Raw genomic sequence first — 10621 nt, forward strand, 5'->3', positions numbered from 1 at the left:
CAGTAAGTTGGCAGCATCACCCTGAATTGGAACCTGATGCATATTTGCTTGCAAGTGCGACTTTAAAGTTGCCAGCTAATTTTCATAAGGCTGTTATCCAACCGATAAAGCTTTGGGCTGAAGAAGCCTCTAATGATTATGAGCGCTTTGCGGAACTTAGTGCACTCGGGGCTGATGGTAGCCCTGATGCACAGTTATTCGTTACGACAGCCATTAGCAGTGAAAAAGTTGTTAGCGCCGAGTTGGTTAAAAAAGCTATTCAATTTGACGGCACTACCGGGGCAATGGAAAAATCACTTGATGATCTTCATAAAAGATTAGAATTGATAAAAGCTGAGATTTCCGAGCGAGGTCTTGGATTCAGTCCAAAAGCCATATACGTGTGCAAAACAAACATTGCTGATGACGGCGAAAAAGATGATCACTCCAAGCCATTCATGCATCGGAAAGCACCTCCTATCCGTATTTGGCGTTATTTGGTCGAAGAGAAAGGTATCCCCCCAAATGAAATTGCGATTTATGCAAACTTGTCTTTCTTGGATGGGAACAAGCCAGCGGAGGTCAATCTTTTCTCAAAGGGAGAGAATGATTTTGAGGATTTTCAGGCTGGTAATTTCAAACATATAATCTTCAACCTCTCTCTTCAGGAGGGATGGGATGTGAATCGCCACGGATAATCTAGACACTTCCGAGCCGTTGATAATACTGGTTTTCATATTCTGTCGGTGACATCTGATCGCTAGAACCATGCCGACGCTTACTGTTATAAAACATTTCGATGTAATCAAAAATATCGCTGCGGGCTTCTTCCCGCGTTCCGTAGATCTTTTTCTTTATCCGTTCGCGTTTCAACAACTGGAAAAAGCTTTCTGCAACCGCATTATCATGGCAGTTACCGCGACGGCTCATGCTGCCCTCCAGGCCGTGTGATTTCAGGAACGACTGCCACTCATGGCTTGTGTACTGACTGCCCTGATCCGAATGAACCAGCACCTGTTTTTGGGGATTACGCCGCCATACAGCCATCAGCAGTGCGTTCAGGACAATGTCCTTTGTCATCCGGGATTGCATGGACCAGCCGATAATTTTGCGTGAGAACAGATCAACAACCACGGCAAGATACAGCCAGCCTTCGTGGGTCCTGATGTAGGTTATGTCCGTTACCCAACGCTCATCCGGAGCATCCGGGTTGAACTGTCGCTGGAGCCTGTTGGGCGACACGATACTGGCCTCGCCTTTACGTGCCCGCGGGCTCCGGTATCCGACCTGAGCCTTTATCCCGACACGTTTCATCAGTCGCCAGACTCTGTTCACTCCGCACTGTTGCCCGCTGTCCCGCAGATCCAGATGGATTTTGCGATAACCATAGACGCATCCCGATTCCAGCCAGAACTGTTTAATCTGTCCTGTCAGTCTCAGGTCTGCCTGATGGCGTTGTGAATGCGGCTGCTGAAGCCAGGCGTAAAAACCACTGGGATGAACATCCAGCACCCGACAGAGCAGGCGAACAGGCCAGCAACAGGTGTTGTCACGGATAAAGGCGTACCTCAGTCGGACAGCTTTGCGAAGTACGCCGCGGCTTTTTTTAATATGTCCCGTTCGTCGGTAACCCGCTTCAGCTCTTTCTGGAGACGGCGGATCTCGGCCTGAGCATCTGACTCTTCTTTATTAGTGGAAGAATCCGGACCGTACTTCTTTATCCAGGCGTAAAGGCTGTGGGTGGTGATATCGAGACGTGTTGCAACGCTGGCAACAGAATAACCGCGATCAACAACCTGTTTGACTGCTTCAATTTTAAACTCTTCGGGATAACGCTTACCGCTCATGGGCACCTCTCTTTAAGCCATCTTAAATGACTCTGAGGTGTCTGTTAAACCCGTGGCGATTCAGGTTTAACCGTCTAAAGAGATTGACTGATCCACCCAACTGGCACTCGTATGACTGGTGTAAATAACCAGTTTCTGAGCGGCTTTAGCCTGTAATAAAAGCGTGCTCACCTGATGACTACGCTCTGGATCCAATCCTGTACAGGGCTCATCTAAAAGTAAGATTGGAGGAGAAGAAAAATAAGCGTGAAGCAACATAAAACGCTGTAGTTCACCACCAGAGACATCACAGGCATAGCGAGAGAGTAAGCTAGGAGAGAGGTCCAGCAGTCTTAGTCCGTCGAGTACTGTCTTTGTGGGGACTAGAGCAAACCAATCCACAAGTTTTTCGCGAGGTAGTACGGTAGGATGTTGCCCTACGTACGACATTAATCGTGAGCGTAGAAATGCAAAGTGGGCGGGTGTCATTGTGCTTGGTGTGAACTGCTGATCGTGGGTTCGTATGCACAAGTGTGCCGTTCCTAAGCTTCGACTTCCCCAAATTCGTGAGAGCAAAGTCGATTTTCCTGAGCCTGACGCTCCCCAGATCTGTACGATCTGCCCTGTTTGTGCCGTTATGCGAAGTGGCCCATGATGTATGCCATTGCCTTCATACTGCAAAATCACAGTTGGTTTATTCATTAAATCATTGCCTTAACAAGAGCTTGGGCGATGAGATGCTCAGGCTCAGTAAGCAAACGATCCATAATGGATTCGCTGACGATGCGGCCTTGATCCATCACGATGGCCCGATCAGCAATGAGTCGAGCTAGACGTAAGTCATGAGTCACAAACACCATGGCAGTCTGTGTTTGGTTTCTCAAATTAGAGAGCACATCTAAAAAATCTGCTTGAGCGACTGAGTCGAGACCAGCAGTGGGTTCATCTAAAAATAAAATGCTCGGCTGATGGATCATGGCCGCAGCGATTTGTACGCGTTGGCGCATCCCTCCCGAAAAGTTCTTCACTGGCTCATGTAATCGTTCTGGACATAAACCAAGTCGCTGGCCCCATTTTTGTGCTTGTTTGAGTGCATCAACCGCACGGTTGTCACCTAAATCAAAAAGACGACGTACGATATTAGTGGCGGCACTTTGTCTCAGGTTTAGGGTTGTGCTGGCATCCTGAGCCACATAGCCACACGCCCGCCGACGTAAAAGGTTAGTTTGATAAAGACTGGTACGTAGTAAATCCTGGCCTAAAAGGGAAAGAGCCTGACAGTTGTTAGATAGCTGTCGTCCAGCAAGTATATTCAGAAGACTTGATTTTCCAGCACCTGAGGGGCCGACTAAAGCGAGAACCTCGGAAGGATAAAGCTTGAGGTGACAATCCGACAAAATACGGTGCCCAGCTATTTCAAGTGAGATAGCCTGTGCTGTCAGCACGGGATCTGGCAAGCTAAACATGAGCGCGCTCCTTGCATGCTTCGGAGTCGGAACATACCCAATGGGGGGTGTTTGACGTACCAATATTATCCAAATAATGAATAGATGAGCCGCAGATACAACATGCTGTATCGACTTTTTTCAGGCTAGCAGGCAGGTCAACAAAAGCTAAGTTTGCTAAGGGTGTATAGGCAGGCAATGCATAAATTCGTCGCTCGCGTGCGGCGCCAAAAATCTGAATAGCAGGCATCATCGCCATGCGGGGGTTATCCATAGCAGGAATAGGCGACGGTGACATTAAGACCCCATCATTAACAATCACAGGGTGGTCGTATCCTAAGCACGCATCATCTTGTTGCAACCATGTTTCAAATAGAGCGCTTAACACGACACCGTAATCATGATGTGCGTGCCGTGTCAGTGCTTCGGCCGCATCATTAATAAATCCACGTAGAGGGTCAGGTCGAGGAACTTGGTACACCACAATTTGCTCTTCCCGCAACGGGCTTTCAGGGACTCGCTGACGCGTTTGAATGAGAGTAGCCTTTGAGCTTGTTGTCGTAATTGATATGTTTGCCGTTTTAGTAAAAAAATCCGCGATATTCAGGGCATTAACGGTATCATCCGAACCATGATCGACTACCTTTAACGTGTCATTCGGTTCTAATAAGGCAGCGGTAATAGCCATGCCTCCTACCCCCCAACCATAGGCAATGGGTAGCTCAGGAGCTGAGAAAGGTATTTGACGTCCAGGTAGACAGAGTGCTTTTAGGGTTTTACGACGTATTTCTTGTTTGGACGGTAGATCAAGGTAGGCATAATTCATATTTCCTCCTTAGCCTGAACTCGGCGTAAACGCGCTAAATCAGCATCAAAGTCAGAGTAATGAGGTAATTTCAAATGGCTGACATAGCCGGATGCAGCGACTCCGTCGGTATGCATGAGTGCATCACTGGTAGCACCCTCAATTTTAAAGTGCTGATCTACGATTGCCATGGCGACGGCTTTACGCTCGTTAGCTCCAAAAGCAATACCAAAACCCGCTTCTAAATGTGGAGATGAGCTAAAATTTGGAGCCACAGTAGTGCAGGCAGTTAACTCAACCTCACCAATGGATACGGTTAAATTGAGGTCTTCCAGCTCTACGAATATTTCAACGCTCCCTCTCATTAATTGCGCTACATAGGGATGACTCGTTGAGGCTTTACGCAAACTCTCGTAAGCTAATCCAGTTAAGTAGCCTTCTTCGCCACGAGCGAGATGAGCGAGACGCTCGCAAGGATCAGGTAAAGAAGGCAAAACAGTTCGCGTAATGTCTATCGGAGCTTTAGATATTTCGGTGCGGATAAGATCTGCGTACAGTGGCTCAGAGCTAGAGGGCGATGAGGGAGCTGTTATCACTGATTTAGGTAACTCGCACTGAGGGCGAGAGTGTTCTAAATCCATATTCAGTAAGCGGTGGGTGTAGTCGTAAGTGGCGCCTAAAATTTGCCCTCCAGCCAACTCTTTTTGCGTGGCGGAAATGTGGCGACTGTAATGCATTGTTTTTAGATCTATGTTTTGGCTTGAGCCAAAATTGGCTAATTGCGCGCGATGAGCACGTACGAGAAATACCGCTTCGGCAATGTCTCCCTGAGCTTGCTTAAAGGCAATAGCAGCAAAACGTCGATCGTATAAGCCCCCCTCACTCATGATCCGATCAAGAGCTAACGACATTTGTGCCATGATTTGATTAATTTCAATCTCGGGGATTGTGTCGTCGCCTCGGCGACTCCGTTCTACGGCTATACGGGAAGCAGCAATTGCTTGTTCACCACCCTTTACTGGTACGTACATTAAATGATCTCCAAAGTTAAGTGACGTGGTAATACAACCAGCTGCGTGTCAGCGCATAGTAGTAGGTCCACTCCACGCGGGTAATCGGCACGAAAAGCAATATGATCAATGACTACATTTTGATGTAACCCTGAAAAATATAAAGTGTGTGGTTTGTTGAGTCCTGCACCGGTGGCTCGTATAGCAAGCCCCCCGTTTGTAGGTGATATGGCGGCTATTTCCATGACAAGGGTTGCCCCACTTTCAGGCGACTCACGGCTTCCTGCTGGAATATGTTGTAAGTGATGCCGTTGAGAACCTGCAAAAACCCATTCGGGAGTTTGGCTCAAGGTTGCGCCTGTATTCAAAATACGGCTTGTTAATTCCTTATTTTCCACCTCAATAGCTACCGTCGTTTGGCTGTCTAGAAGGCAGTCAACGATGCAATGAATAGCACGCTCTTCTAGTTGCTGTATGCGCATTGGGTAACCAAAGGCATGCAGTAGTCGCCGATAAGTACGCGTCTGCCGATGTAACTCATCGTCATGTCTGTGCTCAGATCGTAAAGGTATTTTCATGATTCTAAGTTTTTTGTGTGGTGTAGAAACGTACAGAAGTAGCAGCCGTCAGCTGCTCCCTCTCAGCCTTTTTTAGCTCTAACTGTTGGCGTATAGGGTGCAGCACCAGCTCACGTTGGTGGGAGGGGGCCGTTTGTAGAAAGGCGTCTAGATAGGCCGCTAACTCCGCTTTGCGTAGATCGGAGCCCAAATGTACTGCGTAACCTTGAATTTTCCCAATAGCGATTACGCAGCGAGTACAAGAAGCCTCACCAAACTGAAATGACACTGAGGCCTTACAAGCTTGTGTATTGAGCTGCACCAACCCCGTTTCAGGGCCAGCGAGTTTTTGTATAGGCACACCCGGATTGTAAGTAGCCCAGATATTTTCCAGATAATCTCGGTTAGCTCGGGCAAGTAGCCCGAGCCAAGTTTGACGTTCTTGATTCATGGCTATGACTTATTACGATAATACGGTAGCGTTGTAAATATCTTCTGCGGGCTGGACTAACAAGCGTTCTCCCATTTCGAGCTTCATTTCAGCCAAAATGATCTCTTCTTCTGGTGAGCGGTCTTTCTTGCGTGCTAACTGAATGAACTCGGGGCGTACGTGTCCGGGACGGATGGTGATTTCAACAGCGGTGCCACGGTACTCGAAACGGAAGTAATAACGACCACCGGGGGACTCTTCTTCTTCGAGCCCTACTGAGTTATCAACAATGTAGCGACCCTCAGTAAGACCGCGGGTAACAAACTCAATCGCATCTCTACCCCCTGGGCCTCCAAAGGCTGTGACACAGCGAATTTCACGTCGTTCAGGCAAACGACCATTATCTAGCAAGGGCCAGGCTCGCTGCATAACTTTTAGCCCGTGGGCTACACCACCCGGATAACCGGCACCGTGGTATTTTAATAACTCATCAAAGTGGACTGTAAATTCATGTCCATTTTCCAGATAGGAGATTGTATCGTTACTCATTGTATTTACCTTTGTTTAGAGGATAAGAAATGGGCATATCTTGATCCGGTTCACGTATTCCAAAAACCGGGCAGATTGTGCTTTGAAAATGTTCTCCCGTTTGCACCATTAGACGGCGTAGTCTGACGTTGTATAAACGGGATAACTCAGACTCGGTTAACAGCTCATCAGCTGGACCAAATTTAATCTGATCGTTGGTGTGCATCAGCAGTACTTTGTCTGCGAGATGCAGAGCGTGTTGCGGATGGTGAGTGGTAAAAACGACCGAATGGCTACGTACTCGGCGTAACTCGAATAAGACGTTAAGCAATAAGTCCTGATTAGCTAAATCTAAAGCTGAAGCCGGCTCATCAAGTATGAGTACCTCAGCACCAGTAGCTAAAGCACGAGCAAGCAACACTAATTGGCGCTCGCCGCCGGATAGAGAGCCATATAAACGATAAGCAAAATGCCCTCCGCCTACTTTTTCCAATGCTTCAAGAGCTAGCTTACGATCCCGCTGTGAAGGAAGGCTGAACATGGGAAGCAAGGCGGCTCGTGCCATGAGTACCACATCGAGGCAACAATGGTTTTCACTACCGTATTGGTATTGAGGTACATAGCCGATGAGGTGGGGTACCTGCCGTTGTCCTTGATCTAAACGTTGTGAGCCTAATAGAGCTTTTAGCAACGTAGTCTTACCGCGTCCGTTTGGGCCCAAAATGGCCAACGTTTCGCCCTTTTGTACGTTAAAACTTAAATCCTGAAAAATCACACGTTCACTAAAACGTACGCACGCTCCAGTTAAACTGAGATGAGAGGTAAAGACGGTTTGCATGATTAAGCCCTTTCACGTCGACGAGTGCATAGTAAGTACACAAAGACGGGGGCGCCAACTAGAGCTGTGAGTACGCCTAAAGGAATCTCTGCAGCAGTTAAACTACGAGCCAACGTATCAGTCAAAATCATGAAAGTGGCACCCAGCATAAGACTCGTGAAATAGAGCCGGCGGTGATCTTCGCCTACTAACATACGAGCAAAGTGTGGGATTACGAGTCCTACCCACCCCACTACGCCCGATGCGGTTACGCAGGCGCCGATAATGATAGAAATCAACGCGAAGACGACCATCCGGGAGCGTGCAACATGGATGCCAAACGACTTAGCTTCGTCGTCACCCATAGCGAGTACAGCAATGCGATAGCGCATTCTATTCAGTAGGTAAATGCTGGCAATGAGTATAGGAGCAGTTTGTGCAAATTTTTCCCAACTCGCCGTTGCAAAGCTTCCCATCAGCCAAAAGACGATGGCAGGTAAACTCGTTTCTGGATCCGCGGCATATTGAACTAACGAAATACCTGCTGCAAATAAAGCATCAATAACAATTCCAGCAAGCACAATAGTCATCAAAGTACGACCCGCCATATTTGAAATCAGCACTACTAAAAACAGAGCAGCAAATGCTGATACAAACGTAGCCCCCATCAGTAGCGGCCCCCCTACTCCAGCCAAAATTGCCAGTGATCCTCCTAATGCTGAACCTGAGGATAAACCTAGCACTTTAGGTGAAACGAGAGGGTTACGAAATAAGGTTTGTAAGGCTACCCCGCAGATGGCAAGCCCAGCCCCACATACTCCTGCCAATAATATGCGCGGCAAGCGTACATTCAAGATCACCAACGCATCCATATGCTGTGAGTTATCACCTCGTAAGGCTGCATATAGGATGGCTACAATCTCATCTAGCGCTACGCTGTATCGACCTACTGATAGCCCGATTAGCACAGTCGCTATAAGCAGTAGGGACAAAAGAGGCCAATGACTAGCACGCCAAGTGCTCAGGGTAACTGGCTCAACCATTTCTGAGGACGAGTGAATCGATCGCGTATATTTGTTCATTGTTTACGAAACACTTGATAACCGTGACTGTCGCCGTTCATATCAATACGCAGAATTCGATCTATCTGCTCATCCGATAGGTCAAAGTTATAAAGTAATTTGAAGCCTTCTTTTAATTCGTGACGTAGGTCAAAAGAGAAAATATCGGGATGAGTAAGATTGGCCAGCCACATCCATGTGTAGGGGCTTTCATGGGAAGCACTATCCCAGATATATCCACCTTGAGGTGTCTTATAAACGCGTTTTTGTACGGCGGCATTTAAGCGAGAAAGTAATGGGTCGTCGTATATCGCTTCTAATCCAGCATCCGTCTCTGCTGCGGAAAGTAAGATAATATCTGGGTTCCATTCAAGAATCTGTTCCACGCTAACAGTGCTTTGTACGCCAGCTCCTTGAGCTACATTTTTAGCGCCAACCAGCTCGATGAAGGTTTGTTGATAACTTTTCTCACCAGTAGCAGTCAACTTGGATTTGGCAGAGCGCAAATGCAAAATGCTTGGTGTTGCATGAAAGCCTACTTGTTTTAAACCAGTAGTAATTTCACTTTGTACACGGTCACGCCAATCAATAAGCTTTGACAGTTTTTCAGTATTACCCGTGATATCAGCCACCATTTTCATATTGGCTCGGGCCAGCTCTTCTGTACCCGCATTGCCACCGCCTACCATTAGAGCAACGGGCAAACCTGCATTGCGAAGTGGAGCTACGATATCATCGCCGCGCTCACCCCACTGGATGACTAAATCCGGTTTAAGTTCTGCGATGGCCTCTACGTTGGGCATCCAACCACCGTTTTCCGACAAAATGTCACTGGAGATATCAACAGCTTCAGGAAACATAACGCTCATCATACCGCTCTCAAAGGCTCGTTTAGAGCCCTCATTCATACCCACTAACAGCTCGGTAGAACCATCTATTGCGATGAAGGTAGCTGCAGCTGGATTGGGCAGAGTAATGATACGTCTAGGAGGGGCTTCTAACTTAATTTCCTGTCCGGTTACATCAGTAAAGTTAAATTCTTGCGCTGACAAGTTACCTGATAACAAAGTTGTCGCTACTAGCACGGCAAAGCAACGGGGTATTGAGGTCATAACCCCTCCAATTGAGAATGAGATTGAATATGATTTTGATTAAAAATATTATAGCCAGTTTTTCATCAATTGGAATCGAATGTTTATGACGGTGCGTGAAGTAATTTCGAACAAGCTAGCAGCAGTGTCTGTGCGTGACTTGCTTTTAGTTGAGGCCGTCGCAATGAAACGTAGTTTTCGTTATGCGGCCATAGACATGGGTATTTCGACCTCGGGCTTGTCTTATCAAGTAAAAAAAGTAGAGGAAATTCTCGGACAGCCCATTTTTGAAAGGGGGAGTAAAATAACACCCACTGCCTTTGGAAAGGAAGTTTTAGACTTAATCGCCGTAATTTTAGAAGGCGTGACTCGGCTTGAGGGGTTACGTGATGATGGCTTAGCTCTTCCCTTTGGGCAAACCTTACGTATTGGAGTGATTTCCTCACTGGCACCGGATAACTTGTTACGGATTATCCAGATTTGTGCTCACCGTTCAGGTAAAACTAAAGTCGAGTTGGTTAGTGGCAAGCATCAAGGTCTGTTACGGCGTTTACAGAACCGTGAAATTGATTTGCTAATTAGTGCAGCACAGTCGGTTCCTGAGGGGATGGCATATACAAGCTTATTCAAGGAACACTTTGTCTTACTAGTGCGAGCCGATAAACTTCAGCCTGAACTCCATCCTCTTATGCTCTGTGAGCCTGGATTACTACCACTTAGCGAGGATGATTTTGTTCCATCGCTAATTACTGAAGGCTTAAGTAAATTATTAAGCTCCGGCTTGACTCGTACATATGGCCTTGGTGTTGAGCATCGAATGGCTTTAGTTGCCGCAGGTTATGGTCATGCATTATTGCCGTATGGCTGGGTAAGAGATGTACATTTACCGGATCATTTAGCAGTGATGGAGCTTCCTCCCGCTTTATCGGCAGAGCGTGAATTAGGTTGCTTTTGGCGTCACTCATACATGATGGGGAGTCAAATTTCTCAGGCTTTTAGTGAAGCATGGTAATGCATGTTGAGTTTGAAAAAATCGATACTGAATTCAAACGCCTGGCCAACAGCGGCCAGT

13 protein-coding genes are annotated in these 10621 nt (G+C 47.2%); 2 read left to right on the forward strand and 11 right to left on the reverse strand.

The features are described from left to right. Positions 1 to 677: hypothetical protein (locus BEI65_RS25115; protein WP_198404511.1), on the forward strand; the 677-nt coding region annotated here is incomplete at its 5' end. Position 678: 1 nt separating this feature from the next. Here the strand turns inward: BEI65_RS25115 and BEI65_RS25120 are convergent. The 11 genes from BEI65_RS25120 to BEI65_RS25170 form a co-directional block, all read right to left on the reverse strand. After that, a protein-coding gene (locus BEI65_RS25120) for an IS3 family transposase (protein ID WP_087770335.1) occupies positions 679 to 1826 on the reverse strand; the annotation gives its coding sequence in 2 pieces (ribosomal slippage) (positions 679 to 1589 and positions 1589 to 1826; 1149 coding nt in all). Between the two features lie 66 nt (positions 1827 to 1892). Further along, a complete protein-coding gene (locus BEI65_RS25125; protein ID WP_016239123.1) occupies positions 1893 to 2507 on the reverse strand; it encodes an ATP-binding cassette domain-containing protein in 615 nt (204 codons plus the stop codon). Beyond that, positions 2507 to 3271 carry an ATP-binding cassette domain-containing protein gene (locus BEI65_RS25130; RefSeq protein ID WP_016239122.1) on the reverse strand — a complete coding sequence of 255 codons (765 nt, stop codon included), beginning with the start codon at positions 3269 to 3271 and terminating at the stop codon, positions 2507 to 2509. Before BEI65_RS25130 ends, BEI65_RS25125 begins: the two co-directional genes overlap by 1 nt. Continuing rightward, positions 3264 to 4076 (reverse strand): alpha-D-ribose 1-methylphosphonate 5-phosphate C-P-lyase PhnJ, encoded by an 813-nt coding sequence (locus tag BEI65_RS25135; RefSeq protein ID WP_021565144.1) that lies wholly within the window; start codon positions 4074 to 4076, stop codon positions 3264 to 3266. Before BEI65_RS25135 ends, BEI65_RS25130 begins: the two co-directional genes overlap by 8 nt. Beyond that, complete coding sequence (locus tag BEI65_RS25140) at positions 4073 to 5086, reverse strand: carbon-phosphorus lyase complex subunit PhnI (RefSeq protein ID WP_016239120.1); 1014 nt, start codon at positions 5084 to 5086, stop codon at positions 4073 to 4075. Before BEI65_RS25140 ends, BEI65_RS25135 begins: the two co-directional genes overlap by 4 nt. Then, positions 5086 to 5643: a phosphonate C-P lyase system protein PhnH gene (gene phnH / locus BEI65_RS25145; protein ID WP_016239119.1), complete on the reverse strand. Its 558-nt coding sequence runs from the start codon at positions 5641 to 5643 to the stop codon at positions 5086 to 5088. The genes BEI65_RS25140 and phnH overlap by 1 nt, the downstream gene beginning before the upstream one ends. A gap of 4 nt (positions 5644 to 5647) precedes the next feature. Beyond that, complete coding sequence (gene phnG, locus BEI65_RS25150) at positions 5648 to 6073, reverse strand: phosphonate C-P lyase system protein PhnG (protein ID WP_021565143.1); 426 nt, start codon at positions 6071 to 6073, stop codon at positions 5648 to 5650. A gap of 12 nt (positions 6074 to 6085) precedes the next feature. After that, positions 6086 to 6601 (reverse strand): hypothetical protein, encoded by a 516-nt coding sequence (locus tag BEI65_RS25155; RefSeq protein ID WP_019282989.1) that lies wholly within the window; start codon positions 6599 to 6601, stop codon positions 6086 to 6088. After that, the gene (locus BEI65_RS25160) at positions 6594 to 7418 is read right to left on the reverse strand and encodes an ABC transporter ATP-binding protein (RefSeq protein WP_016239116.1); all 825 of its coding nucleotides are present in this window, start codon (positions 7416 to 7418) and stop codon (positions 6594 to 6596) included. The genes BEI65_RS25155 and BEI65_RS25160 overlap by 8 nt, the downstream gene beginning before the upstream one ends. 2 nt (positions 7419 to 7420) lie before the next feature. Then, on the reverse strand, positions 7421 to 8479 hold the full coding sequence (locus tag BEI65_RS25165) for an iron ABC transporter permease (RefSeq protein ID WP_016239115.1): 1059 nt from the start codon (positions 8477 to 8479) through the stop codon (positions 7421 to 7423). Then, entirely contained in the window at positions 8476 to 9570 is a 1095-nt protein-coding gene (locus BEI65_RS25170) for an ABC transporter substrate-binding protein (RefSeq protein WP_099065564.1), read from the reverse strand. Before BEI65_RS25170 ends, BEI65_RS25165 begins: the two co-directional genes overlap by 4 nt. Before the next feature lie 85 nt (positions 9571 to 9655). Between BEI65_RS25170 and BEI65_RS25175 the strand changes: the two genes are divergently transcribed. Next, entirely contained in the window at positions 9656 to 10561 is a 906-nt protein-coding gene (locus BEI65_RS25175; protein ID WP_086961197.1) for a LysR family transcriptional regulator, read from the forward strand. Positions 10562 to 10621 lie beyond the last annotated feature (60 nt).

Source organism: Serratia sp. BW106, from assembly GCF_002607755.1.
Lineage (GTDB): Bacteria > Pseudomonadota > Gammaproteobacteria > Enterobacterales > Enterobacteriaceae > Serratia > Serratia proteamaculans.

Coding starts and splice junctions, on each gene's coding strand:
- BEI65_RS25125 (WP_016239123.1), bottom strand. CDS start 2,507: ATGAATAAACCAACTGTGATTTTGCAGTATGAAGGCAATGGCATACAT.
- BEI65_RS25130 (WP_016239122.1), bottom strand. CDS start 3,271: ATGTTTAGCTTGCCAGATCCCGTGCTGACAGCACAGGCTATCTCACTT.
- BEI65_RS25135 (WP_021565144.1), bottom strand. CDS start 4,076: ATGAATTATGCCTACCTTGATCTACCGTCCAAACAAGAAATACGTCGT.
- BEI65_RS25140 (WP_016239120.1), bottom strand. CDS start 5,086: ATGTACGTACCAGTAAAGGGTGGTGAACAAGCAATTGCTGCTTCCCGT.
- phnH (WP_016239119.1), bottom strand. CDS start 5,643: ATGAAAATACCTTTACGATCTGAGCACAGACATGACGATGAGTTACAT.
- phnG (WP_021565143.1), bottom strand. CDS start 6,073: ATGAATCAAGAACGTCAAACTTGGCTCGGGCTACTTGCCCGAGCTAAC.
- BEI65_RS25155 (WP_019282989.1), bottom strand. CDS start 6,601: ATGAGTAACGATACAATCTCCTATCTGGAAAATGGACATGAATTTACA.
- BEI65_RS25160 (WP_016239116.1), bottom strand. CDS start 7,418: ATGCAAACCGTCTTTACCTCTCATCTCAGTTTAACTGGAGCGTGCGTA.
- BEI65_RS25165 (WP_016239115.1), bottom strand. CDS start 8,479: ATGAACAAATATACGCGATCGATTCACTCGTCCTCAGAAATGGTTGAG.
- BEI65_RS25170 (WP_099065564.1), bottom strand. CDS start 9,570: ATGACCTCAATACCCCGTTGCTTTGCCGTGCTAGTAGCGACAACTTTG.
- BEI65_RS25175 (WP_086961197.1), top strand. CDS start 9,656: ATGACGGTGCGTGAAGTAATTTCGAACAAGCTAGCAGCAGTGTCTGTG.